This window comes from Sandaracinaceae bacterium (genome assembly GCA_016706685.1).
Taxonomy (GTDB): domain Bacteria; phylum Myxococcota_A; class Polyangia; order Polyangiales; family Houyiibacteriaceae; genus JADJJE01.
In genome coordinates, this window is the sequence record JADJJE010000018.1 from 154,002 (window position 1) to 180,760 (window position 26,759).

A 26,759-nucleotide genomic window follows, 5' to 3' on the forward strand; every position below is an offset into this window, starting at 1 on the left:
CTCGGTGGTGCGCACCGACCGTGACCTGCGGTCCATCGGCAAGGTCGCAGACCTGGTGCCCACGGCGGCCTTCATGGCGGTGGGCGACATCGGCACCGTGGAGGGCGAGGAGTTCGTCGTCGGCGGGCGTCAGCAGCTGGACCACGGCCGCGGCCCCTGGGACGAGTTCTTCGTCGAGTTCACGCAGTCGCGCCGCTGGGCCTGGGTGGCCAAGGCGCAGGGCAAGTTCTACGTCACGCAAGACTTCCAGCCCACGGGCCAGCTGCCCTCGTGGGAGCAGATGGCACCGGGCACGGGTGGCATGCTGGAGGGCGCCAGCTGGACCGTGGCGGAGCGCGGCGGCTCGGCCCTGGTGTCGGCCGAGGGCGAGCTGCCGTTCCCGGCCAAGCCCGGTGACTCGGGTCGCTTCGTGGACCTCGAGGGTCCCAACGGCGCCTTCGCCACCATCGACTACGGCGACGGCAGCGCGCCGCCCAAGTTCTTCGTGGGCCGCCAGGTGGACCCCACGCGCGTGGCGTTGGTCCGCACGGCCGTCGGTCCGCGCCCCGAAGAGAAGGTCAACCTGGGCGCGCTCAAGTGCCCCAGCTGTGGCGGGCCCATGCCCATCCGCACGCCGGACACCACGGAGCGCGCGGCCTGCCAGTACTGCCACGCGCTGGTGGACGTGAACCACGGCAACCTCGCCATCGCCGAGCAGCTGCGGCAGCCCAAGATCACCCCGCTCATCCCGCTGGGCACCGAGGGCACCGTGCGCGGTGAGCCCGTGGTCTGCATCGGCTTCATGCAGCGCAGCACCTGGTCCGACGGTGAGGCGTTCAACTGGCGCGAGTACCTGTTCCACGCGCCTGGCGGCTACCGCTGGCTCATGGAGGACAACGGCCACTTCATGTGGATCAAGCCCGTGAGCAACGCCGACGTGGCCGTGCAGGGCTTGAGCGCGCGCCACGGCGGCCGCTCGCATCGGCTGTTCTCCACGGCGCACGCCACGGTGGAGTTCGTCATCGGCGAGTTTTACTGGCGCGTGTGCGTGGGCGACACGGCGGACCTCGCCGATTTCATCGACCCGCCGCACATCATCAGCGAAGAGCGCACCGACAACGAGGTGAACTGGTCGGCGGGCGAGTACCTGCCCGGCAAAGAACTCTGGCAGGGCCTCGCGCTGCCGGGTGCGCCGCCCAAGCCGCAGGGTGTGGGCATGGCGCAGCCCAACCCGGTGCGCCTCGGCATCGCGTCAGGCACGGCGCTCGCGCTGCTGGTGTCGTTCTGCGTCATCGGGATGGTGTTCGACCTGAGCACCACCGGGCAGACTGTCTACGAGGGGGCGCTGCCCATGCCGCCGGTGCCGGGCGAGACACCCGAGGGTGCCTACGCCAGCTACACCAGCACCTTCGCCGTGGGCGCGCGCACGCCGCTCGAGATCCAGCTCACCACCACCTCGGACAACCAGTGGGTGGCGGTGGCTGGGTCGTTCGTGAACCAGAACACGGCCGAGGTCATCGACTTCTTCGTGGACGCTGGCTACTACCACGGCAACTCCGAGGGCGAGGCCTGGACCGAGGGCAGCCAGAGCGCGAGCATCAACATCTCGGCGCCGCCGCCCGGCAACTACTTCGTGCGCTTCGACCCCGAGTGGCAGTCGTTCCCGCAGCCGGGCTCCATGCCCTCGTACACCACGCCCACGGCCAGCGTGCGCGTCACCGCCGGCAAGCGCGGCATGGGCTGCTTCTGCTGCGGCTTCATCTCGCTCATGCTCCCCTGGATTGTCATCTTCATGCGCCGTGGCTCCTTCGAGAACCGCCGCAACCAGAACTCCAACCTCCACTGAACCCGTGCGTCACCTCCTCTACCCACTCTTCGGCGCCACCATCATCGCGGTCTACGCGTACACGGCGTCCATGGGCATCGACCCGTTCGCGGCGTCCACGGAGCGGCGCTCGATGCCTCCCGAAGTGCGCGCGCAACCGTCGGGTCCGGGGGCCGCGGTGTTCTGGTATGGCGGCATGCACGGCGGCAAGTGAGTCTCAGGAGCAGACGCCAACGCACGAGAAGCCGCCCGCGACGGTGACGGCGCCTGCCTCGAGCATCAGCTCCACCAGCGGCCCGCAGTTGTAGTAGCACCCGTTGATCTCGCGCGACCCACCAACGGTCGCGCGGCCGGGCAAGACGTTCATCAGGACGCGGTCGCCGGTGTCGCCGGGCGTCAGCACGTTGGCGTCGGCGTAGAGCTGTGTCCCGTCTCGCGCGGTGAATATGAGGTCTCCGGGGGCGCCGTCCGGGAGCATGTTGGCCAGGATGATGGCGCGCGTGGGATCGACGGTGACGGTCTGCGTGGCGAGCCACGCGTCCAAGGCTGCTTGCGATACGATGGGGCCGAACCCCGTGTCGTCGTTGCGCGGCTGGATGTGGGTGGGATAGCCCGGCGCTTCGATGCGCGCCCAGCTCACCGGACGGTGGGGGAGGTCGTACTCTCCCGCCGCGTTGGTCGTAGCCGTGTACGTGGCGCACGTCCCGATGAAGGTGATGGTGGCACCCGCGATGGGCTCCCCCGTGGTCACGTCGCGCAGCGTGCCGCCGCTCGACGCCGTGGCGCGCTGGTGCGAGCACTCCCCTCCGGAGCAGTACGCCCCCGCCTCCCAGCAGGGGAAGTTGCACCCGTCACAGCTCGCGACGCTGGTGCACACATCGACCTCGCAGCCATCCGTGAAGCTCCCGTTGCAGTCGAAGCGGTTCCCCGTGCAGCCAGTGATGATGCACTCCCCGCTCGTGCAGAGGGCGACCGAGCCCGGGAACTCCGTCTCGCAGGCCGCCGCACCGCCTTCGTCGGTCATGTCGTCGCAGTCATCGTCCACCGCGTTGCAGGGCTCGTCCGCGTCGGGATGGATGGCATCGTTTCCGTCGTCGCAGTCCCCGCCACGGTCCGCTCGCCCCGTGGGCACCGAGCACCCGGTCGTGGGTGTGGCTGCGGCGTCTCCATAGTCGTCTTCGTCGAGATCGGGCCAGGAGTTCACCAGCAACCCTTCGTCGGTCTCGGTGTTGCAGTTGTTGTCGAAGCCGTCGCACACCTCGGGGGCGAGCCGATGCACGTTCGAGCGTTGGTCGTCGCAGTCCAAGCCGCAGCGCGCACCGTTGCAGCACGCGTCGTCCACCTGCTGGTCCTCGTCGAGGTCCACGTCTCCGAGGCTCAGCGGGTCACAGTCCTCGTCGACACCCGCCACGTCACAGACCTCCAGGTTCCCCGGGAAGCGCGTCTCGTCTTCATCGTCGCAGTCGTTCCCGCCGCAGGCGATGGAGCGAGCACCGTCTCCATCCAGGTCGTCGTCGCACCCGCCGCAGACGTCCTGCGCCTCGTTGCACATCGCCACCGCGCACGGTGGGGCCGCGGCCGCTATGCATCCGCGGGCGTCGGCGAGCGGGCTGTCGGGAGTGCAGCTCTCCATCCCGGTGCAGAACAGGCCGTCGTCACAGCCGGCGGCGTTCGTGCATGGGGCGTCTGCGTCCGCGCCAGCGTCAACGGAGGTTTCAGCCTCACCACAGCCTGAGACAACGGCCGCGAGGAGCAGGATGCGAGCGATGGGGGTCGTCACGCCCCTAACCCTACACTCATCACCTTCGAGGGTGAATGACGTTCTCTGTAGGGCGCCGTGGCGCTTCCACTCGCCGAGCCGGGCGCATACGCTCGGCGACATGGAAATCCCGAGCCTCCTTCGCACCTCCCTCGCCGCCTTGCTCACCCTCGCGCCAGGCTGTGCGTCTTCCACTGCGCCCGGGTCCACGTGCCCCGAGCCCGCTGCCAGCGGCGCGCCCATGCTGCGCGGCACCTACGTCATCACGCGCATCTCCGGGGCCGACGGCCGCATGCTGACCGCCGACGAGATGCACCGCAACCTCGGGGTCGAGGGCTCGCGCCTGGCCCTCACGTTCGAAGCCGGCAACGTGGGCGTGGAGCTCATCCTCATCGCCGAGGTGGACGCCCAAGTCTCCGCGACGGCGTCGCATCGTTTCTTCGTGGCGTCCACCTGCTCGGCGAGCATGGCGGCCGTGTGGAGCAGCTCGGGCTTCGTGCTGCCGAGCGACCTGCGCGCCGTCGGTACGGCCTCCGCCATCCTCGTCGACCGTTCCGTCGAGGACGACGGAAGTCGGACCACGCAGACGGAGTCGGAGCGCGAGCGCTGCTCCGCCAGCCTGGACGCGGACACCTTCACCATTGCGGAGCAAGGGGCACCGGACGAGGATGGACGCCCGAGCACGGTGGTGCTGCGCTACGGCGAGAACCAGGGCTCCATGATGGAGCTCGAGGCCACTCTCTCGCTGGAGGAGCTCGACCTCGTGGACTTCGCCGTCGAGACGGCCGCGGACGAAGACGCCGCGTCAGCGGCACCGAACTGAGACTCCTGCTGTCGGCGATGCGCGCCATGGGGCGGGGCGCCACCTATGCGTACGGATGGCGGCCGGGCGGCGTTCGGTCAGCGGCGTGATATCGTCCGCTCGCTGGAGCCGGAGTTCCCGCGCCAGAGACGTCTCGTTGACTTGCAGGCCGACCCCCCCCTCCGTAAAGCACTGAGCCATGATGTCTGACGAACTCGACCACAAAGGGCTCCTGGAGCTCGATCCCCTCGGGGGCGAGATTCGTTTCGCTGGCCAGCGCGCCGTCCTGCTCGACGCGGTCGCCATGGGCGTCCTCCGGAAGTACATGGTCGATCACCTCGGCCTGCCCGCGGCGCGCAGCCTCCTGACTCAGTTCGGGTTTTCCCATGGCTGGCGCATGGCGGAGGCCATCGAGAAGGACTTCCGATGGGAGACCCCGCTCGAGTGGCAGCAGGCCGGGCTCCGGGTCGCCGCGCTCCAAGGCCTGTTCGAGCTCGACGTGGGCGACCCCCTCTCGCGCTCTGGCGCGATGTTGCGCGGCTCGTACGAGGCCGAGCAGCACCTGCTCCACTTCGGCCCGGGCGAGACCCCGGCGTGCTGGAGCATCGCCGGTCTGATCAGCGGCTACCTCAGCCGCACGCTGGGCGCCGACATCTTGGTGCTCGAAGACCGTTGCGTAGCCATGGGCCATGGGAGCTGTCACCTCGTCGGACGCTCGCGGGAGGAGTGGGGCGCAGACCGCGCCGATGAGCTCCAGTACTTCTCGGCAGAGCACCTCGTCTCGTCGCTCGACGTCACGCTGGGACGGGCGGTGACCACGCTCAAGACGGCCGAGCCGAAGCTGAAGCTTCGTCGCCGAGGGGTCGCCGAGCCAGACACGGTCGTGGCGCCGCTCTACGTCACCGCGAACAGCCCAGCGATGCGTGCGGTCGTCGACCTCGCGTGCCGTGTCGCCAAGGTCGACTCGACCATTCTCATCACGGGCGAGAGCGGCGTGGGCAAGGAGCGCGTCGCGCAGCTGGTGCACGAAGAGTCGACACGCGCCGATGGGCCTTTTGTGGCGATCAACTGCGGCGCAGTGACCGAGAGCTTGCTCGAGAGCGAGCTCTTCGGACACGTGCGCGGCGCGTTCACCGGCGCGACCCAAGACCGGGTGGGGCTCTTCGACGCCGCGAACAAGGGCACGATCCTGCTCGACGAGATCGGCGAGATCTCTCCGGGCATGCAGGTGAAGCTCCTCCGCGTGCTCCAGGAGCGCGAGATCCGAAGAGTGGGCGAGAACAAGACCCGGCCGATCGACGTGCGGGTGATCGCCGCGACGAACCGAGACCTCGCGGCCGGTGTCGCGGCGGGCACGTTCCGGCAAGACCTCTACTACCGCATCAAGGTCGTGGAGCTGCACGTCCCTCCGCTCCGCGAGCGCCGAGAGGACATCCTCCCGCTCGCGCGGCTCCTCCTCAGCGAGGCGGCGCTCCGGATGAAGCGGAACATGGCGCAGCTCTCCCCCGCAGCGGCGGAGCAGCTGCTCGGATACGAGTGGCCCGGGAATGTGCGCGAGCTCGCGAACGTCATGGAGCGCGCGGTGGCGCTCGCTCGGGGTGTTCGGGTCGAGGACGAGGATCTGCCGGACGAGATCACCCAGGCCACGCCGCCTGCCAAACCGGTGAAGGGCGGGGTCCGACCCCTCGACATGGTCGAGCAGGAGTACATCCTGGCCGCGCTCGCGGCGAACGACGGGAACCAAACGGCCACGGCGGCGCAGCTGGAGATCGGCTCGGCCACGCTCTATCGCAAGCTGAAGCGCTATCGCGAGATCGAGGCGGAGAGCTGAACGGGCGCGGCGGCGCGATGGTAGCTCAACCCAGCGGGTGACGCGCATTTCCAATCGACGCCGTACGGACCGAGAGCGTGTCGCGCTTGCCGCCGAGCGTTTGCGGCTGGTTCCGGCGGAGGTTCTGCCGCAAGCTATCGAGTATGAGTGCGAGGCGGGCTCGGTGCGTGTTCACGGCTGCAATGGCGCTCGCCACGAGTTCAGCGTGCGGCGGGCCCGTCCCATCAGAAAGTGCCTCGGTCACTGCAGCCACTGAGACACCCGTGCAGCAGGGCCCTGGTCCACTGGGCGTCGTCGTGCAGCGGCTCGGAGTCCTAAGCGGGGAGCGCAGCGCGGCGAGGGCGTCCGGCCATGGCCATGACACGGAGCGGCTCCTGTTCGGGCCGATTCGTGTCCTACGCGCGAATGGACGCGTGGAGGTAACCGAGTACCCCGCCTGGTCGCCGATCGTCGAGGCGCTGCGCTGCGGGGCGCACTTCGTCTACCAACTCGACGACTCCAGCCTTGCCGTCAGCGATTCGTTCACCGGGCCGCTGAGGCTGTTGCTGCCCGCGCAGGGGTCGGTGACGGGGCTCGCGGGCACCACCGATCAGCACGCGATTCTGCATGACGTCTCGGAGCAGCGTATCCGAGCGGTCCGGTGCACAGATGGCGAAGTCACGGAGGTCCCAGCGCCACACGACGCCCCCATCAGCGACGTCGTATGGGCCACAGGTCACGGGATCCTCGTCCGGGCTGTCGGAGGTCGGCTGTTTCGAGTGGGCGCAGCCTCGCCCGTCGCACTCGCGCCGTTCTCTACTCCGAACGGTCTCGCCACCGACCTCCGCGGCTACCAGGGGTCAGCCACGCTGCGCCACTACGACGAGCGAGAGGTCTCGGTGGGCCAGCGGCCCACCGAGACCGACACGACGCTGCCGAGCCTCGCTTCGTTGCTCTGGAATGAGCGCCCATCCTGGCTCCTGTCGGGCAGGCGCGGGGCACTTCAGGCCCATGTCCCGCTGGGCAACGATGCGATCCTGGATGTCCACCTTGGTCACGTTGTGCATCACGGTGGTCGGACAGATGAGCTGATCCGCCCTGAAGACTGCGACTACGGAAGTGATGGCGCGCGCTATGACGGTGGTGCGGCTGTCATCTGTCGCCATGGAGCCTACTTCGTGGACCCAGCGGCTCGAGTCAGCGTACTCGAGGCTGGGAGGGAGACGCGCTTCGACCCGATTGGGCCCTGGCGCCTGGACGAACTTGGTGGCGGCGCGCGGCTGACCCATCGCGTCACGAACGAGCAACGAGCGCTCGTGCTTGCCTCGGGATACCAGCTCTTCGCAGTACGGGGGAGCCACGTCCTCGCGTCCAGCAGCCATCCCGACTACGAGGCCGTGTGGCACTGGATCGACGAACGCAGCGACGTCTCACCGCTGCGTAGTGGCGACGACGCGCTCGACCTCCACGGCGTGAGCGACGACGGAGTGGCGTACGGACAGCTCATGCGCGCAGGCGAGTGGCTCCAGGAGCACACGACGAGCCAGCCGCGCTTCGCGTACTCGACGCGCCCAGGCGAACTGGTTGGCGTGTCGCTTCCGCGAGGAGCCAATCGATTTGGTGTCATCAACGCGCAGCTCGCGATCGCTGTCGAGGTGGGCGACACGCTGCGGGTCTGGGCGTCCTCGGACTTCGGGGGCGTCTGGGCGCCGGTCGCCGTTCCGGCCGGCGCGCCGCGCGTTCGCTCGGTGCTGGACTGCTACGGCGATGGCTGCCGGATCGGGGCGCTCTTCGTGGGCCGGCTGCCGCGCTGGGAGACGCCTGCGACCAGCATTCCCCTCGTGCCGAGCTACCCGCGGTACCCCGCGCAAGAGGAGCTGGCGGCTTGGTCGTGCGTTGGCGATTTGGCTCAGGACGATTGGCGGCTGGTGGTGGCGCACGCGGACCAAGAGACCATGAGGAGCGTGGGCAACTACCTGCGCGTCAGCCCCAACACTCGAATGAACGTGTCGTTGCGGGACGATCGTCTGAGTCTAGCGTTCACGGCGCAGGAACTCGCGGGGACCGTGTCGTGGTCGACTGGATCCGGGTTCTCCCTCCAACAAGAGACTCGCGAGTATCTCGAACCGATCGCGGTCACCGCCGACACGGCCGTCATCAAGTGGTGCGTTCGCGCCACAGACTACGAACCCTTCTCGTGCACCTTGTGGACGGCGCGGCCCGGCGCCAGGCCCGCACAGCTCGAGTGGCCACCGCACCTGATGCCGCTCACGGCAGCGCTGCGCGGTCCTGACGTGCACGTCCTCGGTCTGAACCGCGCGCCACAGCTGGTGGAGCACCACGTCTTCACGCGTGGCCAGCACACGCTCCGGCGGGTCTTTGGCCACCGGGAGGCGACAGGCTTGGCACTTGTCGATGGGGGCATCCGTGTTCAGGCCGCGTCTCCCCACCACGGGCGCAGCATTTTCGTCGAGGGGGCGGACGACCTCTTCACGCGGATCGAGCTACCCGCGACCGTCGTGGCGTGCGAGCGGGGTGCGAACGGCCCTGTTCACTACATCGCCTGGCCTCGTAGCGAGTTCAGTCACGTATGGCTCCGCGCCACCCCTGCTGGGGTCTGCCTGGAGGCGGCCCGGACGAACGGCGTCGTTGTCCGTGGCGACGGTGCCGGTGGTCTCGCGGGGACGGCCATGATCGACTCAGCTCCCGTCGCTTGCCGACTTCTCGCGGCTGGTCGCGACGACCCCTGAGGAGCGAGACTCGTGCAGAGCCTCGCTGACCGGTCGTCACGCGATGCCGAACATCTCCCGCACCTTCTCGTCGGCCCTCGGCCGCAGGTAGGTCCGGGACAGCCAGACGAGCCCCGTGTTCAGGAGCCCCATCGACACCGCTAGTCCGGCCGCGGCCATGGTTGGTTCGTAGTTGATGAGCCCGTAGATGGCCGCAACGGCAATCCAGAACATCTCAAGCAGCATGCCGACCACCGCCATGGCCATCGTTCCCCCACGCAAGACGGGGTTGCCGAACACCCGCTTGCACGGGACGTCCAGCGCCTGGGCGAAAGCCTGCGCGATGCTCCCCGCGACGGCCGGCTGCTTCGGCTCCGCGACTACGAAGACCATGTCTCGACACACGACATACACGGGATAGATGGCTGTGCTGCCGTACTCCGTAGTGGAGATGATCTCGCCGGTGTACACCGCCCGCACATGGTCCACCGGGACGACGTGGCCGTCGAACGCGACGGCGGCGATGCGTGAGGTCTCGCGGTAGCCATGCGACGCGCGCTTGCGGTAGTACCGTGCCACGCGGTCACGCACACGGCGCAGCTTGCCACCGTGGACGGCCTGGACGAGGCGGATGTAGCCCGTCGCCCACGCCACCGTGAGTGCGGCGAGCGCAGCGAAATGCAGGGACTCCCATCCGCGTGCTTCGTATGCCGCGCCCGCCAGACACACCAGGCCAAGCGTCGCTGCGTAGAAGAGGTTGAAGCGTAGAGGGCTCCAGGCAGGTCGTACGAGCTGGAAGACGACCTCGTCACCTGTCTGCTCGATTCGGTAGGGGCCCACGCTGCGATGACTCACAGCGTGCATCTCTTGATTCCCTCGCTCCATGCGGCGAGCCTACCACCGCCGGAGCGCTCGCGCGGCTGGTGGTGGACATTCACGCTCGGTTGGCGTACCTGGGCGCGGAGGGAGCGGGCAAGCGCCCGCCAAGGAGCTGCTATGACCGCTACGATCAAGCCCGCGTCCTCCGTTGTCCGAGAGACCGTTTGTGCAACCACGCTGCTCATGGCGCTCGTCGCGGGATGTGGCCCTGGGAGCGCAGCCACAACGCCCGCGGGCCGCGGGGAGGGCACAGCTGGCGGAGAGGGCATGGCTCCGAGCGCGCATGCCACGCAGACCAACGCCGAACCCGCTGAGACACCGCCCGACGCAGGTGCGACAGCCGTAAGCGATGGCCTAGCGCCCAGCCTGGACGACGAGACCCCTGCTGGCCCACCCCCTTCCACCGGGCCGCTAGACAACCTCGCAGCGCGCCTGGCGTATTCCAACACGATCCAGCTGCGCCGCGTCCAACGCTCCGTGCTGAAGGCTCTAGGCGACCGAACCATGGTTGAGATGGTCGCGTTCAGTGGCGCCGGGGAGACCGTCGTGTGTCTCCGCATCGACGTGGAACAAGCGTCCTGCTGGCGGGCACCGCTGGCCGCCGCCTGGATGGGCAACCCCAGCGTGACGCACAGTGGCGGCACCATCGACATCACCTTCGTGGGCTTTCGCTCACTGCGGTTCGAGTTTAGCGACTGCTGCATCAGGACCATGCTGAGTCACACGGACACGGTCGTGCGCTTCGACGAGTTCGTTCCCACAGCGGCTCCGGCAACGCTCGATGACTTCAGCTCGCTGACCGTGCTCGGCGCGGGTCGTCGTCTGCTCCTCTCTCATGATGGCCGCGTCGTGTTTTGCTCCCGCCGCGCGGGCGTGTTCACCTGCGCCGCACCGGTCGCGCTGGTCGCGCTCGCGGACTCCGCCCACTACTTGGTGGAGTTCACCCACGAAATGGGCGACCTGTTTGCCGTGGGGGTCGCGTGGGAGCTCCCCTTGGAAGGCGGCGAGACGATCGAGTTCCTGCGCTTGGGGCCCAACGGGTTTCAAGAGCTTGCGGTAGTGCTGGTTGCTTTCGAGCGGTACTCCGAGCGCACGGCCGACCGCCCAGACGTGGAGGTCCTGTCGGTGCAGGCGTTCGGCGTCGAGGCGCGCCGCCTGAGCTGCATCCACGTGCCGACGCCAGTCATCGAGCGCCGACTCGAACCCCGTGACGGGCGCGCTCGCACACTGAGCCCACCGCGCTTGGCACGCGCACCCAACACCGTCCCTCTCGCGGGCGTCGACCCATTAGCGGTCAATCTGCGAGGCGCGTGGGAGCTGGTCCCAACGGGAGGTCTCAGGCGTATCGCCCGTTGCGAGTACGATGAGGAGGAGATGGCGGACCTCGAGGACGACGAGTTCGACGAGTAGCCGTCGCTCAGCGTCGTCTCGGGTGCGTGCGGTGGCGGTCGCTCCGGTCACGCCTCTGGACTAGGCGGGTCACCGTGACATGGTCGGTTCCACGTCCGACGCATCGGTGCTGCTGCACCCATGCACCCCAAACATCCCCAGAACCAAGAGCACAATTCGGGGCCGAACCTGCCGCCTGCGCGCGCACTTGTCGATGGGTGCGCGGAGACGAAGTGGCCGTCCAATCATGAAGCACTACATGTAGACCGCTGCCGGCACCAACCACGGACCGTTGTCCGCCAACAGAAAGGGCAGGACTTGACCCTCCTCCAAGTGGCCCTTGGGCAGCCTCCGCGAGTCCACCATCGTGACGGACCAACGCAGGCGCGTACCGGTGTAGAGGGAGTCCGGTAGCGGCTCGTTGATGAAGTGCGAGCGCTCATCGTGCATCTTCTGGACGAGCGGCAGCAGCGTTGGGTCGGTCGTCCCCTGCGCGCGGAGCTGCTTGAGCCTCGCGCTTGCCTCCAACACGAGCGCGGCGTTGGCCACCTGCGGGTCGGTTGGATCGATGTACACCACGATGGTGGGCAGCACGTCTCCGGGTCCAGGTTCGTAGAGACGACGGTTGGCCTGCACGATGGCTCCGAGCGTGAGAGGCATCTCCGAGTAGCGTTTTCGTGCCCGGGCCAGTGCGCTTGGCTTGGCGACCAACTGGGCCAGCTTGCCGAGCACCATCAGCCCGAGCCCGATAGCGATGAATGACCATGGGGTGACCCCGAACAAGGCGAGCCCCCCACACACCATAGTGACGAAGCCACCGGCCATGATGGCGAGACACCCGCCCTCGTAGAGCTTCCCTTCTGGCTTGATGGCGGTGTTCAGTTCGGGCGGCAGTGCGCGCGGCACCTGCGCAAGAGTCGCTAGCTTGTCCGGGTTCATTCGCTCTCCCTCACCTTTCATCGCGCTTCGTCCAAGAGCCGCGATCGTTTGCGCCTGGTTTGTGGCCGAGGTCCAGCCCCACGCTAACGCAATCAAGCGCGACGCGGGCTACTCGCCTGGCACGGGGAGCGCTGTGGTCGGCGATGAACGCTCGAGCCGATGAACGATCGGTGGGTTACGCAGGCGCCGCGCCACCATGGCTGCGCTCCCGACCACGACCAAGAGTGTCAGGCCGATGATGCCAAGAGGGCCGAGCGTGTTCGCAATCATACCGACGAACGCCGCCCTCGCGGCACCACGACCGCCACCTCCCGTGACCACGGCACCGAGCTGGGACCAGAGAACGGCGCCCAGGAACAGGGCTGTCGCCGCCGCAATCATGGGCTCCTTCACGCTCTCGAAACTGGTCTGCTGCCGTGTAGTCGTCCGCATGGAGGAGAGCCGGGCCACCGTGTCGGTCAGCTGCACGCAGTCACTCGCCGAACTCGCCTCGAACTTGCCGCCGTAGGACCCGTGCCCCGCGACCTCATAGCGCCAGCTCAACTGCCGCGGAGGCGAGTAGTCGAGCCAGACAAGGCTCTCCCAGGGGATGCGGCCCGCGATCTCCGGGATGCTCGTTGGGTCGTCACCTCGCTCGAGTCGCTGGTGGATGGTCACCACCACGTCGCTCGTGTGGTTTACGGCGCTCAGCCCAGCTTCGTTCACGTGGACCAGCTGCGACTTGTTGCCATCCAGACTCACCCAACACCCCTCCGTACTGCGCATCGCCAGACCTCCTAGTGGGCGCGATGCTAGCCAGCTGCGCCCAAGGGGTCAACACCGCAGAGGGCCATGGCGTCGCCTTTCGAGTGCAACGCCACGGGCAACGCTGCGTCATGGCCGACTCCGTTTCATGGTCGAGCATCCAGAGCGCGGTGGGAGTGCAAACTAGCGCGCCAGGTTGAGGTTCACGTACTCCGACTCGTTCGTGACCTCGCGGACCACGTAGGGGGCCAGCCACTCTGGAAAGGCCGGCTCCTGATGCGGGTCGTCGAGCTCCACCTCGGCGAGGAACAGCTCGCGGTCGTCGAAGGCATCGATCTCCCAGACCAGGTCGCCCTCGGACACCGCGTAGCGGCGCTTGATGACGCGGCAGCCTTCGGTGAGCTTCCAGAGCGCGTTGAACACGGGCGCGGTGGTGGCCTCTTCGAGCTCGATGCGCTGGACGCCTCGCCCCAGCTTGATGGTGCGCAGGTAGGTGGTCTTCCCGCCGCTGGTCACGGAGCGCACGCGCTCGCGCAGGCGCTCGCCGGGCAGGTAGCCCTGGCGCAGGTGCTGCTCGGTGCCGCGCGAGGTGACCACGCCGGGCAGCCCGCTCAGCAGGTACTTGCGCTCGATCTCCACGTCGGTGGGCGTGCTCTCGAGCGAGCTCACCAAGCGCTCCACGCGCGACAGCAGGTCGAGGTGGCGCGCGCCCAGCGATTCGCGGTCGGGCGCGGGGGCCAGCTGGGCAATCTGCGAGGCGTCGATCAGCGCGCTCAGGCCGGCGGCGCCCAGCACCGTCTCGATGGCGGCGGCGCTGACCTTGGGCTGCAGCGAGCGCGTGAGCTGGTGGCACACGCGCAGGGCCTTGCCGGCGTCTTCGTTCACAGCGTCCGACAGCTCGGTGGTGGTGCACAACCCCAGCAAGAGCCCCAGGCGCCGGGTGCGCTTGGCGGCGCGATGGGCATCGAACGCGCTCGCATCGGCAGGTCCGTCCAGCGCCTCTGAAGCGTCTGCCATGCAGCGCCGGAGGTGACCGGAGAGCACGCGGTCGAAGCGCTCGGGCTTTGGTGCGTCGAAGCGCGTGCTGACGCCGCTGTAGGTGCGCAGCACTGCGACGGCGGCCTTCTGGGCGTGCAGCTCTGCCTGGGCCACGTCTCTTCGACCCCGCGCGTGCTCGAGCCTCAGGTAGCCCGCCACGATGGGCGCCGTCTCGGGCCCGAGGCGTGCCTCCACCCAGCCGGCGAGCTCTTCGGCGGCGGCCACGGCGGCGAGGCGCTTCTGGGCTCGAGCCAGCCGTGTGCGAGCCCGGCGGTGTGCCCGGGCGGCGCGCTTGGCGCCGCGTCGGTCGGCGTGCCCCGCCGTGTCCCCCGCGCTTGCGACCAGCGAGCCGTGGAAGATGGCGAGCGCGTCGCGCAGCGCTACGCAGGCCTCCGTGAGGGACGTGGCAGCCACCGCAGAGGCGTCGCCGATCGGCTCGCCGTGCGCGTGCGCTTCGTGCGCGTCGCCCTCTGCGTCGCCCTGCTCGGCGTCGCTCTCATCGTCGTCGTGGTCGTCGTCTTGGGGATCGTCCAGCTGCCCCGTCTGCGCGAGCACCGCCTGAGCGAGCATACGCACAATCATTCGAGCAGCTTCGTGGTGGGACCGGTCGCGCAGATCAATGGGTAGCACGCGCCCAGCGTAGCAGTCTCTCGGCGCATGCTCGACGTTGCCGTCATGCGGGGCGCGCGCGACACTGCGCGCGATGCCTCTCCCCGACACCGCGCAGGGCGTGCTGCCCTTCACCGCCCGTGAGGATCCGCGCGCGGAGCAGCTGCGCACAGCGCCCCTCCGCACGCGCTGGTGGTACGCGCTCAAGCCGGCCAGCTGGCCCAAGCTGTTGGTGCCGGCCGTGCTGGGGCAGGGCGCCGGGGCGCTGCACGCGGGGCGCGTGAGCGTGCTGGGGCTGGGCGTGGGCGCGGCGTTCAGCGTGCTCTTGCTGGTGTTCATCGTGCTGCTCAACGACTGGAGCGACGCCGAGGTGGACCGCGTGAAGCGCGCCATGTATCCACGCGAATGCAGCCCCAAGACGCTGCCCGACGGGCTGCTGTCGCCCCGCGCGCTGCTCACGGCGGGGCTCGGGGCGCTCGCGCTGGGGCTCGTGGCGGCGTTCGCGGGTGCGCGTGCCAGCGGGACGCCGTTGCTGGGCTGGTCGGCGCTCGCCTGCGCGGGCATCTTCGCGGCGTACTCGCTGCCGCCCCTGCGCCTGAATTACCGCGGCGGGGGCGAGCTGCTGGAGGCCCTGGGCGTGGGCCTCGCGCTGCCCGCGTGGAACGCGCTTTCGCAGGGTGGCGTGGCGCTGCCCGCGGTGCTGGTGGACATGCTGCCCGCGTTCGTTGTGCTCTCGCTCGGGAGCGCCCTCGCCAGCGGCTTGAGCGACGAGAACAGCGACCGCGCCGGCGGGAAGCGCACGTTCACCACGCTGTTCGGCAACGCCCGCGTGCGGCGCGCCGTCGAGGCCTGTGTGCTGGTGGCTGCGGTGCTGTTCGTGGGGGTGCCTGGCGTGCTCTACGCAGGCCTCTGGCCCGCGCTGCCCCGCGGGGTGGACGCGCTCGTGGGCGGCGCGGTGGGCAGCGTGGCGGCGCTGGTGGCCTGGGTCCGCATGCGCGCCGTCACTCCGCCTCCGGCCACCGACGCGTTCGCGTCTCAGGCGCTCTTCAAGCAGCGCCTCCACGGTGCGATATGGTATGGCTCCGTGGCTGTGTGGCTCACTCGCGCGCTGATGATGGAAAGAGCATGAACTCGGGAAGCCTCTCGCGTGAACGCGACCCCCTCGAGCGCATCCTGGAAGCGCTGGAAGCGCTGGACGCCCGCGTGGACGCGGTGCCCGGCGCGGGCCTGAGCCTCGACCCGCGCGAGCCCGGCCGGCGGGCCACGCGCATGCAGGCGCTCCTGCTGTCCGCCGGCGACGCGCCGCCCGACGAGCGCATGGTCCTCGGTGAGGCGCTCGCGCAGGTGGCCGAGTCCGTGCTCCAGGCGTTCCCGCTCAACCTGTTCTGGGACATGGACGGCGTCTTCGCCGAGCTGCGCCGCGTGAGCTGCGTGTCCCTCGCCGACGCGGGCCGGCTGGCCACGGGCCTCGCCGACTTGATGACGCTGTTCGGGCGCGAGTCGCCCATCCGCTTCCAGTACGTGCACGACTTCGTCTACGGCTTCGACTGGGCCGAGTGGGTGCGCCGCGAGCCGGCGGGCCGCGCCGCCGTGGGCCCTTTCAGCGCGCGCTACGTGGCCCGCACGCGGCAGCGCGGCCTCGAGCTGCTGGCCCTCATCGAGGCCGACGACACCAAGTACCCGAAGGTCCCGGCGGGCGAGTTCCGCAACCCCTTCACGTTCACGCGCACGCCCGAGGAAGAGCGCACACTCTTCGAGTCCCTGGCCGCGGCGGACGCCATCCCCAACCCGGCCTGGTGTCAGCACACGGCCCCGCGCTGGGAGCGCGACTTCGATGCGGAGCGCGAGGTGGTGGCGGCGCGCCTGGGGCTGCTGCGGTAGGCGCTGCTGCGCGGGGTGCGCAGGCGCCACGCTCGCTATCCGCCCACGAGCCCCCACGCGAATGCCAGCAGCCACAGCGTCATGCTCACGCCCTGAATCAGCGCATACGCGAGCGGCGCACGAAGCCCCAGGTGCAGCAGCCAGGGCAGGGCGGCGCACGCCATGAGGCCCTGAGCCAGCGGAGACAGCTGCGCGCGCGCGAGCCAGCTGGCCAGCACCATGGCGCACAGCTGGAAGAACACACCGGCTATCCGCGCGCGCGTGTCGCCCACCACCACGGGGAGCGTGCGCTTGCCCACGGCGCGGTCGGCGGCGAGGTCCGGGACGGCGGTGCTGATGTTGCCGGCCACGCCGAAGAGCACCATGGGGAGCAGGATGGCGAGCGGCGCGCGCGGGTCACCCGTGACCAGGTAGAAGCCCACCCACGGCAGCACCAGGCCGATGCCCGCGCCCTGCAGCCACTCGCCGCCGCCGCGGTGCGAGAGGCGCACGGGCGCGTAGCTGTAGAGCTGCATGAGCACGATGGCGCTCAGGCTGGCGGCGATCATCCACGGGCGGCGCGTGACGAGCACGAGCGCGAGGACCAGCAGCCCCACGAGGTGAGCCAGGGCCGCGCGCCGCACGTGGGCCGGGCTGAGCGACCCGTCCACCAGCACACCGGAGCCGCCCGACACCCACGTGCGCGCGGCGGAGTCCGTGTGGCGGTCGGCGTAGTCGTTGGCGAACACGATGAAGAGCTGGTCCAGCACCGAGAACGCCGCGCAAGCCCACAGCATCCAGGCTTCGAGCGCGGCGCCGGTGCCCACCGCCGCCGCGACCCCCAGCGCGATGGGCAGCGCGATGTTGGCCTGCGCGTGGGGCCGCGCGGCGCGCAGCCACGCCTTGGCGCGGCTGCTGCGCGAGACGGATGCGGGTGGGCTGGACATGATGGGCACCCACGGCTTGAGCCGTGGGCAGCAGACTAGGCCTCGGCGACCTGAAAGTCCCCCCTTCGGGCGGACTAAATGATGGTGAAGCTTCCGGCCGTTCTACCAAGGGTACTCGGACACATTCAGCCCGCCCTTCGGGCAGACTGGGTGATCGACCATGGGGTGCGTTCGAGCAGGGGTGGCCGGACGCCGTGTCTGAGTACCCTTGGTAGGGCATACCCTGCTGTCAGCCATCTAGTCCCCGCTAGGGGACTTTATGCCGTGCGCCCAGCATGGGCGCTGACCAGGAGGTGAAAGTCCTCCCCTTAGTAGTCCATAACGAAGGAAGTGAAGCGCAAGGGCGGAAGGGCGACCGACCGTCTGGAGGAAGCGTGGAACGGGGGGGAAAAAAAAGGGCATCTGCGAGCCGGGAAAAAAAACGGGAAGGGGGGGCCGGGGGCAGCCGGGCTACCGCGAAGCCGCGATGGACAATGGGCTGCGGCGTAGATCCGGCGGTTGTGCAGAGAAGGTCAGCGTTCTTACCTGGGGAGATCTCGCCTCATGCCCGAAAGGGCGACGCGTTCACGACGCGGAGCGAGAAGTCAGCCGAGGTCGTAGTAGGCCGCGTCGCGAGACGCTGCCGAAGGGCCGAACGATGGGAAGGGCAGGACGCCCGGGAGTCTCGACGTAGCCATGGTCCAGAAGTCCAAGCAGTTGGAGCTTCCGTTCGAGGGTAGGGGTGAAGCCCCGAGAGCAGAGCGAAGCGGGCAAGCCACGTCGGCGACGACCGGAACCGAAGGCCCAGGAATGGACGCGATCATGGAGCGTGTGCTCGATCACACGAACTTGCAGCGCGTTGAAGAGAGTGAGAGGAACAAGGGGAGTCCCGGCATCGACGGGATGACGGTGGACAAGCTACCAGAGTGGCTGAAGGACCATTGGCCGCGTGTCCGCGAGGAACTCCTCGCGGGCACGTACCAACCCCATGCGGTGCGCCGCGTGATGATCCCAAAGCCCGGGGGCGGCGAGCGCATGCTCGGCATTCCCACGGTACTCGACCGCCTGATTCAGCAGGCCCTGTTGCAGGTCCTGCAGCCGCCGTTCGACGCGACCTTCTCGGAGCACAGCCACGGATTCCGCCCAGACGAGGAGCACACGGCGCCATGCGCGAGGTGTGCGCCATCGTCGAGGGCGGGAAACGCTGGGTGGTGGACGTGGATCTGGAGAAGTTCTTCGACCGCGTGAACCACGACGTGCTCATGGGGAAGCTCGCGAAACGGATCGCGGACCGACGCGTGCTGAGGCTCATCCGCCGCTACCTGAACGCTGGCGTGATGGCGAACGGGGTCGTGGTGGAGCGGCGCGAGGGCACACCACAAGGTGGCCCGTTGTCGCCCTTACTTGCGAACGTGCTCCTCGACGAAGTCGACAAGGAGTTGGAGCAGCGCGGCCACGCGTTCGTCCGCTATGCGGATGACCTGCGCGTGTTCGTGCGGACGGAGGTAGCCGGCGAGCGCGTCATGCGCTCACTGGTGACCTCTTCGGCCGGCTCCATCTCCGCGTCAACGAAGCGAAGAGCGCGGTGGCTCCGGCGCCGCGCGACCATTCCTTTACGCTGTCGTCCGTCCGAGGCCAAACGGAGCCACGGGTGGCGCCGAAGGCCCTTCACACCATGAAGGACCGAGTGCGCCAGCTCACGCGTCGAACGCGTGGGCGCAGCCTCGCCGAAGTCGTCCAGTCTCTCGCCGCCTATCTGAACGGCTGGCTCGGTTACTTCCCGGGTCGCCAGGACGAAGAAGCGGTTTCAGGAGCTGGACGGGTGGATCCGCCACCGACTGCGGGCCTACCAGCTCAAACAATGGAAACGCGGCCCAACCGTGTTCCGAGAGCTGCGGGCCCGGGGCTGAGCGCCACGCTGCCGCAGAGGTGGCGGGCAACGCAAAGCGGTGGTGGCGGAACTCGGCTATGGCGATCAACGCCGCAATCCCCATCGCCTTCTTCGACGGGCTGGGCCTCCCGCGCCTCGCCCCCTGACCTCAACTCATCGAACCGCCTGGTGCGGACCCGCATGCCAGGTGGTGTGGCAGGGGAGCCCGAGTCGACTACTCGGGCCCCCTATGCCGATCATCCAAGCCAGGTTTGGCAGCAAGCCGATTCGGCCCCCTAGCAAGATGTGATGAATCCTCAGGCTTCAGCGGTGGGTGCCCATTTGCCCGACCGCCCCCTCAGAGAATCCCGATCCCCCGCGGGCAGTGCGGGCCGCCCCAGTGCTCCACGATCTTGCCGTCTTTGAACCGCAGGATGGCCGTGCCGTTGATGGTCACCTTCTTGCCCGACGGTGGCACGCCGAAGAACGGCGCGCCGGTGTGCGTGCCGGTCAGCGTCCAGTTGGAGACCACGATGTCGTCACGCTCCACCAGCACGTCCACGGTCCACACGCCGTCCGGGAAGGCGGCCTTGCTGTCGCGGTAGTAGCGCGCCTCCACGTGGCGAATGTCCGTGTCGAGCGACTCGGGGTGCGCGCGCTCGGTCACGTGGCTGAAGAAGCCCTCGCCGAAGTGGTCGAAGACCGCGTCGTAGTCGCCGGCGGTCATGCGCGCGCTGTAGGCGCCGAGGATGCGCGAGTTGGGTCCCGCGAGGATGGTGGGCTCGTTCATGCGCAGAATCCTGGCCCACTCGAGTACATCGGAGAAGTGCATGTTCGCCATGTTGCCCATCGATGTGGTGCATGATGAGGGCATGCGGCTCGAAGGCGTGGATCTGAACCTGCTGGTCATGCTGGACGCGCTCCTGAACGAGCCCACCGTCACGCGCGCGGCGCGGCGCATGGGGCTCTCGCAGTCGGCCACCAGCCACGGCCTCGCGCGGCTGCGCCAGCTGCTGCAGGACCCGCTGCTGGTGCGCACGCCGAAGGGCATGGTGCCCACGGAGCGCGCCCGCGCGCTCGGGCCCGAGGTGCGCGCCATCTTGGAGCGCACCGAGCGCGCGCTGCGGCCGCTTCCTGCGTTCGACCCGCGCACCCACGCCGCCACGTTTCGGCTGGGCCTCGACGACGCCACGCAGGCGGGCATGCTCCCGCACCTCGCCGCGGTGGTGGCGGCGAAGGCTCCGGACATCCGACTGGTGGCGGTGGCCACACCTCCCGCAGAGCTCGGCGAGGCGCTCGCCAGCGGTCGGCTGGACGCGGCCGTGAGCCTCGCGCCCGATGCCCACCGAGGCATTCACAGCGAGCCCCTCTTGACCTACCGCAGCGTGTGCCTCGTGCGCCGTGGTCATCCCCAGCTGGCCGAGCGGCTCACGCTCGCGGGCTACCTCGCCGCAGGCCACGTGGTCATTGCCACTCCCGGCTCCTCCGACGCCGACGTGGAGCGCGCGCTCGACAAGCGCCGCCGCGTGCGCCGCGTGGTCATCTCCACCTCGTCCCCGCTGGCCGTGCCCGGCATCGTCTCGCGCACCGACCTGGTGGCCACCGTGCCGGACCGCATCCTGCCGCTGCTGGACCGGCGCCTCCCGCTCATCGTCCACAAGCCCCCGCTCGCGCTGCCCAGCACCACAGTCTGCCTGCTGTGGCACGAGCGCACCGCGCACGACGCCCCCATGGACTTCCTGCGCGCCGAGATCCGCGCGCTCTTCACCTCCGCGTGAGGCTTCCCAAGCAGCCCCCCGCCGCCTAGACTCCCCACCCACATAGAAACGGACGGAAACCATGGCACTTCGCATCAACGACATCGCTCCCAACTTCACCGCCGAGTCGACCGCCGGGACGGTCACCCTCCACGAGTGGATTGGGGATGGCTACGCCATCTTGTTCTCGCACCCGAAGGACTTCACGCCCGTGTGCACCACCGAGTTCGGCGCCGTGGCGCGCTTGGTCCCCGAGTTTGCCAAGCGCAACACCAAGGTGATGGGCGTCTCGGTGGACAGCGTGGAAGACCACAAGAAGTGGAAGCGCGACATCGAGGCCTTCGCGGGCGCGCCGGCCGACTTCCCGATCATCGACGACACGTCGCTCGCGGTGGCGAAGGCGTACGACATGCTCCCGGCCGACGCCTACCTGCCGGACGGCCGCACGCCCGCGCACAGCGCCACGGTGCGCACGGTGTTCATCATCGGGCCCGACAAGAAGGTGCGCCTGACCATGACGTACCCCATGTCGGTGGGCCGCAACTTCGCGGAGATCATGCGCGCCTTGGACGCGGTGCGCGCCACTGATGGGGTGCCGCTCGCCACGCCGGCCGACTGGAAGCCGGGCGAGGACGTCATCGTGGGCCTGGCGCTCAACGACGACGCCGCGCGCGACAAGTTCGGCGAGCTGGACATCAAGCTGCCGTACCTGCGCTTCGCCAAGGCCCCGAAGGCCTGAGCCCGATGATCCTACACATCTCGGTGAAGCCTCGGGGGCTGTAGCCGTTCCACTCGAGATGCCTCAAGTGCCTTGATACAAGGCAAATGGGCACCCCGGGTTGAAACACTTCAGTCCGGGGTGCCCATTGAGCCTTGCAGCAAGCCGAATTCGCCCCCTCCGCGGATGTGTAGAATCATCAGGCCTGATCCCCTGCGGCCGTGGCGGTCATCCCTCGCGCGGTGTGCTCGAGGTGGCCGGCGGCGGGCAGCAGATGGCGGTCAGCGACTTGGCCTTCGTCAGGACGTCTTCCAGCGTTCGGATGAAGGCCACGCCGTCGAGGGCGTAGATGCGGTGCCGGCCGCGGCGCGTAACGGCCACGATGCCCGCTTGCTCGAGCACCTTCAGGTGGCGCGACACCACCGAGCGGTCCTGTGGCACGTGCGCGGCCAGGCTCGCGATGTCGAGCGGCCCTTCGAGCAGCAGCACCTTCATGAGCGCCAGGCGCGCTGGCTCCGTGAGGGCCCGCAGGAACTCCGAGTCGAGCACCTGTACCAGGCTTCCGGCTGCTGTCTCGCGCGCTGTCATGGGACCTGTTCGGGGAGAGGGGGACGCGCACCGAAGCACCGCGTGCCGGCCGCTGCGCCAACGTACATCACCAGCCCGTAGGCGGCGATGAGGAGCGTGGCCGTGCCTCCCGGCTGAGCGCCCTCGGCCACCAGCAGCGCCAGCGTGAGGTTGCGCACGCAGGCCAGCAACGCATCCGGCAGCCGCGGCGCGGGGGCGAGCAGGGCGCCCGCGGCCAACGAGATCAGCACCATGGCCAGCAACGCCAGCAGCGTGGTGGCGTTCAGCGTGGTGAGGAACGCGCCGCGGGTCACCAGCAGGAGCAGCACCACCATCACCAGCAGCGCCGAGCCGAACCGCCGCAGCACGGCGGCATGGCGCAGGGCTCGGGCTTCGTCGCGGTGCCGCAGGGCGAGCCCCAGCATCAGCGGCAGCAGCTGCAGCCCCACGGTCACCGCCAGCAGATGCCCGGCGGGGATGTGCGTGGCGGTCACCACGGGGAGCATCAGCGGCAGCACCAGCAGCGCCGACACGCACAGCGCCACATAGAGGACCCCCACACGCGTGGGCTCGCCACCCGCCAGCCGAGCGAGCAGCGGTGCGCTCGCGCCGCCGGGGGCCAGCGCCACCAGCCACAGCGCCAGCGCCACGTCGGCCGGCGGGCTGATCACACGCAGCAGCGCAAAGGTGCAGGCCGGCACGACCAGCAGGTTGGCCACCAGCGCGCGCAGCAGCGCGGCCCGCCATGGGGTGCCGGAGCGCAGGCGCCCGAGGTCCAGCTCGAGCCCCGCACCCGCCGTGGACACCAGCGCCAGCAGCACCAGCAGCAGCCCCACCACGGGGGTCACGCGAAGCACCCGCACAGGCGACGGTGCCGGACCGCCAGCCCCACGTGCAGCAACGCGATCACCACGGCACCCGGCACGAGCTGCAGCACGGCCACGCCCCAGAATCCCGGCAGCTCACCGAGCACGTTCGGCGCGCTGAGCGACCAGGCGGCCGCGGGCCTCGCGGCCAGCCCCACGGCGATGGCGGCGGTGCGCAGCGTGGTCAGCAGGATGTGCAGCACGTACTCGAAGGTGCCGAGCCCACCCAGCGCTGCGCGGCTCTCGTTCTCGCTGGTGGTGTCCAGCAGCTCGAGCGCTTGGTCCACCACGAGCAGGGCGATGCCCGCCCAGAGCAGGGCGCCCCCCGTGACGTGGGTGAAGAGCGAGAGGAGGATGGGCGCGAAGAGGACGGCTCGCCCGGTGTGCCAGACGTGCTCGGTCCATGAGGCGGCGTGGGCGTGCAGCCGGAGGCGGACCAGGTGGATGTAGACGCCATCGACGGCCGAGAGGGCAGCGAACACCAGCAGGAGAGCGGACGAGAGGATCAGGAGTGTGTCGGTCATTTCATGCATGTGTGCACCTGGATGCACGCTATTGTGTGCATCCAGGTGCACGTGTCAAGCGGGAGCCACCCGCTAGCGCGAATTCGCCTCGCACGTTGGCGCCTGTCACCGTTTGGTGGTAATTGTGGCGCTGTATCGTGAAGTCCGCAAAGGGGGTCTGTGTCCATGTCCCACATCAGCCTCGTTCATGAGGCCCGAGACCTGCGTCAGCGTCAGCTCCTACGGCGGCGGTTGCGCTGGAGTGTGCTGATGGAGGCAGCGGTCGCGCTGGCCGCGCTCCCCGCCCTCGCCATCCCTGGCATGCCGGGCGACCGTTGGGTGGCCATGGTGGGCGTGGTGATCTGCGTGGTGGGTGCCGCCATCAAGTGGCGCGTGGTGGACCCGGACGACGTGGGCTCCGTCACCATCGCGGTTGGAGCTCCATGGCCATGGCCACCGGCGCCATGCTGCTCGAGTCTTACTTCGGGCTCGGTTCGGCCGTGGCGGCGCTCATCGTGGTGGGCGTCTTGGCGCATGCCATGGACGACGCCTCGCGCTGGCCCGCGCGAGTGGCGGTCTTCGTGACCGTCTCTCACCTGGCGCTCGCCACGCTGTGCGAGCTCACCAACCTGCCCATCCATCGCGTGGACTGGCAGGGTCACGCCTCCTCGGTGCCCGTGCGCATCGTGATGCACCTCGGCATCGCGTCCTCCTACCTGATGGCGCACGTCTACGGTCGACGGCTGCGCCTCGAGAGCACGCTGGCGCAAGCCGGCCTCGACGAAGCTGCACACGCCGTGGCCCTCGGCGAGGCGCTGCTGGCCGAGGCGCGCACCGAGCTCGAGGCGGCGCGCTCGGCGGGGCGCGGGCGCTTCACGGGGGTGCGCATGGGACACTTCGTGCTGGGTACGCTGCTGGGGCGTGGTGGTATGGGAGAGGTCTACGAGGCCCGCGACACCGAGGGCACCCGGGCGGCCGTGAAGGTGCTGCGCTTCGGGCGTGGGTCACTCGAGGGGCGAACGCTGACGCGCTTCGAGCAGGAGAGCCGCATCCTGTCGAGCATCGCCTCGCCCTTCTTGGTGAAGGTGCTGGAGGTCAGCGGCGAGGACGACGAGTTCCCGTTCATCGCGATGGAGCAGCTGAGCGGCCTGGACCTCGAGCGCTACCTGGTGCGCTACGGCGAGCTCACCCCCGAGGAGGTGCTGGTGATGGTGCACGACGTCGCGCACGCCCTCGACGCCGCGCACCGCCACGGCGTGGTGCACCGCGATCTCAAGCCGGCGAACATCTTCCGCACGCTGGTGGAGGGCGAGGCCTCCTGGCGCGTGCTCGACTTCGGCATCGCGCTGCTGCGGCAGTCGGACGCGCGCATCACCACCCAGCAACAGCTCGGCACGGTGGGCTACATGGCACCCGAGCAACGCATCGAGGGCGCGGACGTGGACGCGCGGGCCGACGTGTACGCGCTGGCGGTGGTCACCCTCGAGTGCCTCACGCTGTTCAACCCCGTGGTGACCAACCTGGACCGCACGCTGGGCAGCTGGTCACCCGACGCCATCGCGCGGGCGGACGAGGCCCTCTCGGAGCTTCCCGCCAGCGTGGCCAGCGTGCTTCGACGCGCGCTCTCCGACGACCCCATGGCGCGGCATCGGGACTGCATCCGCTTCGCCACGGCGCTGGCCGCAGCCCATGCCGTGGGGGAGTCGCACGTGGGTCAGACCGAGGCCGCAGAGTTCGAGGCGCTGCCCACCGTCGCCGGGCCACGCCGCCGCAGCGACCCCAACGTGCTGCGAGTCGAAGCGTTGGGTGGTTAGAGCGGCGAACGCCAGCAGCTCAGAGCCAACCCTTGCGTTTGAAGGCGATGTAGAGCCCGACGGAGCAGGTGACCAACAGGACGCCCGACGTGATCACCGCCGACTGCTCCCCGAAGCCGGGGAACGGGATGTTCATGCCGTAGTAGCCCGTGATGAGCGTGGGCACCGCGACGATGGCCGCCCAGCTCGTCACCTTCTTCATGATCAGGTTCTGCCGGTAGTCGCGCAGACTGAGGTTCGTCTCGACGATGGTGCTGACCAGATCGCGGAGCGAGTCGGTGGCCTCGGTGACGCGCAGCACGTGGTCGTAGACGTCTTGGAAGTACGGGTACATGGGCTCCGCCACGGCGGTGTGCTCGCGCCGCATCAGCCCGCTGATGGCCTCGCGCATGGGCAGGGTGATGCGATGGAAGCGCACCAGCGCCTGGCGCATCTCGAACCAGTGCTTCTGCTTGCTCGGGTCGAGCGGCGTGTCCGCGAAGATGCCCTCGCTCACGTCGTCGTAGTACGTGTCGAAGACCTCCACCGCGTCGAAGTAGCCGTCCACCACCACATCGAGCAGCCCGTACAAGAGGAAGCTGACCCCATGCTTCGCGAGGTCCGGCGAGCGGTCCCAGCGCGCCACGACCGGTGCCATGGAGAGGTCCTCGTGCTTGCGGACGGTGATGAGCCAGCGGTCCCCGATGAACGCGTCGATCTCGTGCTCCACCAGCTTCGTCGCGCCGATGTCCATCGAGACGGCCTTGCAGGCGAAGAAGAGGTGCGTGGCGTAGTGGTCCACCTTGGGCCGCTGGTGCTCGCCGAGGGCGTCCTCGACCGCGAGCTCGTGCAGGCCGAGCTCGTCCGCGAGCGCGTGGAGCTCCTGGGCGGTGGGCCCGTACAGGTCCACCCACAGGATGGTGCCCTCCTTGGCGAGGTGCTCCGAGATGTCGGAGATCGCGCAGTTCTGCGTCGTGAGGACGCCGTGCGTGTACACCCTGGTCTGCGGCTGGGTCATGTCCGATGACGTATCACGCCGGGGCCCAGGACGCTCCGGGCGGTCTGGGTTCACCTGCCGCAACAGGAGCAGAGACCCTGGCCCTCTGGCGTGAGAGCCTCTCACCGGACAGAACCCCACCCCATGAGCGACGAGCAACCCAAGAACAAGCTGCACGGCGTCACGCTCGAGCGCATGGTGACCGAGTTGGTGGCGCACTACGGCTGGCCCGAGCTTGGCCTGCAGGTGGACATCCGCTGCTTCCAGCAGGACCCGAGCGTGGCCTCCAGCCTGAAATTCCTGCGGCGCACGCCATGGGCGCGCACCAAGGTGGAGAGCCTCTACCAGTTCATGCTGCGCGAGCAGCAGCGCGCGCGGGTGCGTCCCACGGAGTGAGGTG

At 69.1% G+C, this 26,759-nt stretch carries 23 protein-coding genes and 1 pseudogene; 13 read left to right on the top strand and 11 right to left on the bottom strand.

From position 1 onward, the window contains the following. The first annotated feature begins 4 nt into the window (after positions 1–4). Both IPI43_22265 and IPI43_22270 read left to right on the top strand, forming a co-directional pair. On the top strand, positions 5–1,825 hold the full coding sequence (locus IPI43_22265) for a DUF4178 domain-containing protein (protein ID MBK7776822.1): 1,821 nt from the start codon (positions 5–7) through the stop codon (positions 1,823–1,825). Between the two features lie 4 nt (positions 1,826–1,829). Next, entirely contained in the window at positions 1,830–2,018 is a 189-nt protein-coding gene (locus IPI43_22270; GenBank protein MBK7776823.1) for a hypothetical protein, read from the top strand. Between the two features lie 3 nt (positions 2,019–2,021). Here IPI43_22270 and IPI43_22275 read toward each other — a convergent pair whose 3' ends face one another. Continuing rightward, positions 2,022–3,584 carry a putative metal-binding motif-containing protein gene (locus tag IPI43_22275; GenBank protein ID MBK7776824.1) on the bottom strand — a complete coding sequence of 521 codons (1,563 nt, stop codon included), beginning with the start codon at positions 3,582–3,584 and terminating at the stop codon, positions 2,022–2,024. A gap of 100 nt (positions 3,585–3,684) precedes the next feature. Here IPI43_22275 and IPI43_22280 point away from each other — a divergent pair, with 100 nt between their 5' ends. From IPI43_22280 to IPI43_22290, 3 genes are all read left to right on the top strand, one after another. Next, positions 3,685–4,386 (top strand): hypothetical protein, encoded by a 702-nt coding sequence (locus tag IPI43_22280; protein ID MBK7776825.1) that lies wholly within the window; start codon positions 3,685–3,687, stop codon positions 4,384–4,386. Positions 4,387–4,567: 181 nt separating this feature from the next. Beyond that, positions 4,568–6,196: a sigma-54-dependent Fis family transcriptional regulator gene (locus IPI43_22285; GenBank protein ID MBK7776826.1), complete on the top strand. Its 1,629-nt coding sequence runs from the start codon at positions 4,568–4,570 to the stop codon at positions 6,194–6,196. Between the two features lie 413 nt (positions 6,197–6,609). Next, complete coding sequence (locus tag IPI43_22290; protein MBK7776827.1) at positions 6,610–8,925, top strand: hypothetical protein; 2,316 nt, start codon at positions 6,610–6,612, stop codon at positions 8,923–8,925. 36 nt (positions 8,926–8,961) lie between these two features. Here the strand turns inward: IPI43_22290 and IPI43_22295 are convergent, their stop codons facing one another. Next, positions 8,962–9,759 carry a hypothetical protein gene (locus IPI43_22295; protein ID MBK7776828.1) on the bottom strand — a complete coding sequence of 266 codons (798 nt, stop codon included), beginning with the start codon at positions 9,757–9,759 and terminating at the stop codon, positions 8,962–8,964. A 207-nt stretch (positions 9,760–9,966) separates the two neighbouring features. On the opposite strand from IPI43_22295, the gene IPI43_22300 reads away from it, so the two are divergent. Continuing rightward, a complete protein-coding gene (locus IPI43_22300) occupies positions 9,967–11,193 on the top strand; it encodes a hypothetical protein (GenBank protein ID MBK7776829.1) in 1,227 nt (408 codons plus the stop codon). A 234-nt stretch (positions 11,194–11,427) separates the two neighbouring features. Here IPI43_22300 and IPI43_22305 read toward each other — a convergent pair whose 3' ends face one another. The 3 genes from IPI43_22305 to IPI43_22315 all read right to left on the bottom strand — a co-directional run bounded on the left by IPI43_22305 (position 11,428) and on the right by IPI43_22315 (position 14,463). Next, positions 11,428–12,111 (bottom strand): hypothetical protein, encoded by a 684-nt coding sequence (locus IPI43_22305; protein MBK7776830.1) that lies wholly within the window; start codon positions 12,109–12,111, stop codon positions 11,428–11,430. Between the two features lie 108 nt (positions 12,112–12,219). Further along, on the bottom strand, positions 12,220–12,876 hold the full coding sequence (locus tag IPI43_22310; GenBank protein ID MBK7776831.1) for a hypothetical protein: 657 nt from the start codon (positions 12,874–12,876) through the stop codon (positions 12,220–12,222). Positions 12,877–13,038: 162 nt separating this feature from the next. Beyond that, positions 13,039–14,463, bottom strand: a complete 1,425-nt coding sequence (locus IPI43_22315) for a hypothetical protein (protein MBK7776832.1) — start codon at positions 14,461–14,463, stop codon at positions 13,039–13,041. Positions 14,464–14,596: 133 nt separating this feature from the next. On the opposite strand from IPI43_22315, the gene IPI43_22320 reads away from it, so the two are divergent. Together IPI43_22320 and IPI43_22325 are read left to right on the top strand one after the other, a co-directional pair. Further along, positions 14,597–15,631: a prenyltransferase gene (locus IPI43_22320; GenBank protein MBK7776833.1), complete on the top strand. Its 1,035-nt coding sequence runs from the start codon at positions 14,597–14,599 to the stop codon at positions 15,629–15,631. Further along, a complete protein-coding gene (locus IPI43_22325) occupies positions 15,628–16,383 on the top strand; it encodes a hypothetical protein (protein ID MBK7776834.1) in 756 nt (251 codons plus the stop codon). The genes IPI43_22320 and IPI43_22325 overlap by 4 nt, the downstream gene beginning before the upstream one ends. A gap of 35 nt (positions 16,384–16,418) precedes the next feature. Here IPI43_22325 and IPI43_22330 read toward each other — a convergent pair whose 3' ends face one another. Further along, positions 16,419–17,309 carry a prenyltransferase gene (locus tag IPI43_22330; protein MBK7776835.1) on the bottom strand — a complete coding sequence of 297 codons (891 nt, stop codon included), beginning with the start codon at positions 17,307–17,309 and terminating at the stop codon, positions 16,419–16,421. 882 nt (positions 17,310–18,191) lie between these two features. Here IPI43_22330 and ltrA point away from each other — a divergent pair. Further along, positions 18,192–19,325: pseudogene (ltrA, locus tag IPI43_22335) on the top strand (group II intron reverse transcriptase/maturase). A 191-nt stretch (positions 19,326–19,516) separates the two neighbouring features. Here the strand turns inward: ltrA and IPI43_22340 are convergent. Further along, a complete protein-coding gene (locus tag IPI43_22340; protein ID MBK7776836.1) occupies positions 19,517–19,948 on the bottom strand; it encodes an ester cyclase in 432 nt (143 codons plus the stop codon). 49 nt (positions 19,949–19,997) lie between these two features. On the opposite strand from IPI43_22340, the gene IPI43_22345 reads away from it, so the two are divergent. Together IPI43_22345 and IPI43_22350 are read left to right on the top strand one after the other, a co-directional pair. Beyond that, complete coding sequence (locus tag IPI43_22345) at positions 19,998–20,936, top strand: LysR family transcriptional regulator (protein ID MBK7776837.1); 939 nt, start codon at positions 19,998–20,000, stop codon at positions 20,934–20,936. Positions 20,937–20,997: 61 nt separating this feature from the next. After that, the gene (locus IPI43_22350; protein MBK7776838.1) at positions 20,998–21,654 is read left to right on the top strand and encodes a peroxiredoxin; all 657 of its coding nucleotides are present in this window, start codon (positions 20,998–21,000) and stop codon (positions 21,652–21,654) included. Between the two features lie 207 nt (positions 21,655–21,861). Here IPI43_22350 and IPI43_22355 read toward each other — a convergent pair whose 3' ends face one another. The 3 genes from IPI43_22355 to IPI43_22365 are packed head-to-tail and all read right to left on the bottom strand — an operon-like array spanning position 21,862 to position 23,590. Then, positions 21,862–22,221 (bottom strand): winged helix-turn-helix transcriptional regulator, encoded by a 360-nt coding sequence (locus IPI43_22355; GenBank protein MBK7776839.1) that lies wholly within the window; start codon positions 22,219–22,221, stop codon positions 21,862–21,864. Next, complete coding sequence (locus IPI43_22360) at positions 22,218–23,048, bottom strand: hypothetical protein (protein ID MBK7776840.1); 831 nt, start codon at positions 23,046–23,048, stop codon at positions 22,218–22,220. The genes IPI43_22355 and IPI43_22360 overlap by 4 nt, the downstream gene beginning before the upstream one ends. Continuing rightward, positions 23,045–23,590, bottom strand: coding sequence for a hypothetical protein (locus IPI43_22365; GenBank protein MBK7776841.1), 546 nt, complete (start codon positions 23,588–23,590; stop codon positions 23,045–23,047). Before IPI43_22365 ends, IPI43_22360 begins: the two co-directional genes overlap by 4 nt. Before the next feature lie 428 nt (positions 23,591–24,018). Here IPI43_22365 and IPI43_22370 point away from each other — a divergent pair, with 428 nt between their 5' ends. Further along, positions 24,019–25,383, top strand: coding sequence for a serine/threonine protein kinase (locus tag IPI43_22370; GenBank protein MBK7776842.1), 1,365 nt, complete (start codon positions 24,019–24,021; stop codon positions 25,381–25,383). A gap of 19 nt (positions 25,384–25,402) precedes the next feature. Here the strand turns inward: IPI43_22370 and IPI43_22375 are convergent, their stop codons facing one another. Beyond that, the gene (locus IPI43_22375) at positions 25,403–26,380 is read right to left on the bottom strand and encodes a magnesium transporter CorA family protein (protein ID MBK7776843.1); all 978 of its coding nucleotides are present in this window, start codon (positions 26,378–26,380) and stop codon (positions 25,403–25,405) included. 123 nt (positions 26,381–26,503) lie between these two features. Here IPI43_22375 and IPI43_22380 point away from each other — a divergent pair, with 123 nt between their 5' ends. Continuing rightward, positions 26,504–26,755: a DUF2132 domain-containing protein gene (locus IPI43_22380; protein MBK7776844.1), complete on the top strand. Its 252-nt coding sequence runs from the start codon at positions 26,504–26,506 to the stop codon at positions 26,753–26,755. Positions 26,756–26,759: the final 4 nt, after the last annotated feature.

Coding starts and splice junctions, on each gene's coding strand:
- IPI43_22280 (MBK7776825.1), top strand. CDS start 3,685: ATGGAAATCCCGAGCCTCCTTCGCACCTCCCTCGCCGCCTTGCTCACC.
- IPI43_22285 (MBK7776826.1), top strand. CDS start 4,568: ATGTCTGACGAACTCGACCACAAAGGGCTCCTGGAGCTCGATCCCCTC.
- IPI43_22300 (MBK7776829.1), top strand. CDS start 9,967: ATGGCGCTCGTCGCGGGATGTGGCCCTGGGAGCGCAGCCACAACGCCC.
- IPI43_22305 (MBK7776830.1), bottom strand. CDS start 12,111: ATGAACCCGGACAAGCTAGCGACTCTTGCGCAGGTGCCGCGCGCACTG.
- IPI43_22310 (MBK7776831.1), bottom strand. CDS start 12,876: ATGCGCAGTACGGAGGGGTGTTGGGTGAGTCTGGATGGCAACAAGTCG.
- IPI43_22315 (MBK7776832.1), bottom strand. CDS start 14,463: ATGCTCGCTCAGGCGGTGCTCGCGCAGACGGGGCAGCTGGACGATCCC.
- IPI43_22320 (MBK7776833.1), top strand. CDS start 14,597: ATGCCTCTCCCCGACACCGCGCAGGGCGTGCTGCCCTTCACCGCCCGT.
- IPI43_22325 (MBK7776834.1), top strand. CDS start 15,628: ATGAACTCGGGAAGCCTCTCGCGTGAACGCGACCCCCTCGAGCGCATC.
- IPI43_22330 (MBK7776835.1), bottom strand. CDS start 17,309: ATGTCCAGCCCACCCGCATCCGTCTCGCGCAGCAGCCGCGCCAAGGCG.
- IPI43_22340 (MBK7776836.1), bottom strand. CDS start 19,948: ATGAACGAGCCCACCATCCTCGCGGGACCCAACTCGCGCATCCTCGGC.
- IPI43_22345 (MBK7776837.1), top strand. CDS start 19,998: ATGTTGCCCATCGATGTGGTGCATGATGAGGGCATGCGGCTCGAAGGC.
- IPI43_22350 (MBK7776838.1), top strand. CDS start 20,998: ATGGCACTTCGCATCAACGACATCGCTCCCAACTTCACCGCCGAGTCG.
- IPI43_22355 (MBK7776839.1), bottom strand. CDS start 22,221: ATGACAGCGCGCGAGACAGCAGCCGGAAGCCTGGTACAGGTGCTCGAC.
- IPI43_22365 (MBK7776841.1), bottom strand. CDS start 23,590: ATGACCGACACACTCCTGATCCTCTCGTCCGCTCTCCTGCTGGTGTTC.
- IPI43_22370 (MBK7776842.1), top strand. CDS start 24,019: ATGGCCACCGGCGCCATGCTGCTCGAGTCTTACTTCGGGCTCGGTTCG.
- IPI43_22375 (MBK7776843.1), bottom strand. CDS start 26,380: ATGACCCAGCCGCAGACCAGGGTGTACACGCACGGCGTCCTCACGACG.
- IPI43_22380 (MBK7776844.1), top strand. CDS start 26,504: ATGAGCGACGAGCAACCCAAGAACAAGCTGCACGGCGTCACGCTCGAG.